This is a genomic window from Burkholderia sp. HMSC10F09, from assembly GCF_001806955.1.
Classification (GTDB): domain Bacteria; phylum Pseudomonadota; class Gammaproteobacteria; order Burkholderiales; family Burkholderiaceae; genus Burkholderia; species Burkholderia multivorans.
This window is the reverse complement of the sequence record NZ_KV786874.1, coordinates 1-1,290: the sequence shown is the minus strand read 5'-3', so window position 1 is coordinate 1,290 and position 1,290 is coordinate 1. Positions and strand designations below refer to the sequence as shown.

The 1,290-nt window shown below is 70.7% G+C and carries 2 protein-coding genes; both read right to left on the bottom strand.

Going from position 1 to position 1,290, the window contains the following annotated elements:
- On the bottom strand, nucleotides 1–826 hold an 826-nt coding region (sctJ, locus tag HMPREF3115_RS24210), incomplete at its 3' end, for a type III secretion system inner membrane ring lipoprotein SctJ (protein ID WP_070556416.1).
- A 55-nt stretch (nucleotides 827–881) separates the two neighbouring features.
- Nucleotides 882–1,290 (bottom strand): hypothetical protein (locus HMPREF3115_RS24205; RefSeq protein WP_070556414.1); only part of this gene is annotated, 409 nt, incomplete at its 5' end.

Below are 1,290 nucleotides of genomic sequence, written 5' to 3'. Positions count from 1 at the left end.
CGTTCGACGCGCCGTTGCCGCCGCGCGGCGCACCGAGCAGCGCCGCGAGCCGCGCGCCGAACATCCCGCGCCGTGCCGCCGACAGCGCGATCACCGCGCAGGTCAGCAGGATCAGCGCGAACACGAGCCAACCGAGCGGCGAGCGCAGCCGCACGATGTCGGACACCGCACTGCCGATCCCGTCGACGCGCGGGGCGCGCACGGCGGCCGGCTGCAGGAACAGCGACACGTTGTCGTACTGCAGCCCTTCGATGCTGTGCGCGACGAGATCCTTGACCATCGGCGCCATCGCGCGCAGATCGACGCCCGGCCGATAGCGGATGTACACGGCCGCGGACGACGGCTTGATCTTGTCCGCGAGCGGATCGTTCTCCGGGATCACGACCTGCACGCGCGCGACGATCACGCCTTCGATGTCCTGCAGCGTGCGCGACAGATCCTGCGACACGCCGTACAGATAGCGCACGCGCTCCTCGGCCGGCGTCGACACGAGCCCCTGTTTCTGGAACAGCTCGCCGAGGCTCGCGTAGGTCGGCTTCGGCAGCCCGTTCGCCTGCAGCACGGTCAGCGCCGACTGCATGTCGCCGTCCGCGACGCTGACCTGCCACGCGTTGCGGTCCGACGCATCGCGCGCGTCGTTGTCCTTCGACGCGCTGATGCCCGCGTCGCCGAGCACCGCGATCATCTGGTTCGCGTCGTGCTCGGACAAGCCCGAATACAGCTCCTTCTGGCAGCCGGCCAGCAGCGCGAGCGCGCCCGCGAGCAGCGCACGCGCCGCCCGGCTGCGCCACGCGCCTGCGCGCGGCGTCGAATCGATCGTCGTCATCGTTGGTCCGCTTCGTCGCGCGCGCGGCCCGTGCCGGCCCGCACGCGCGCGTTCGTCACTCCTGCGTCTTCAGCACCGTATGCGTGAAGCCGTTCGCCGCCTGCGCGACCGACAGGCTCAACTGGTATTCGGAAATCGTCGTGGTCGCCGTCCACTGGAAGTCCATCGCCTGCACCATCGTCATCAGCGGATCGCTGCGGTTGTCCGCCATCGACGTCAGCATCTCGGTGCGATGCTTGTCGATGTTCGCGTAACGCGCATCGAGATCGTTGCCGTACGCACGCAGCCGCTCGACGAGCGACGACGCATTCGCCTGCGCGGGCGTCATCTGCACCGCGGGCGCGGCGTCGCGGGTCGCCGCCGACATCGCCGCAGCCTGCGGCGCCGCATCGGCCGACGCGGCGCGCGGCTGCATCAGCGCATCGAATTCGCGCACCTGCGCCGGATCGGCCGCCGCGCCCGGC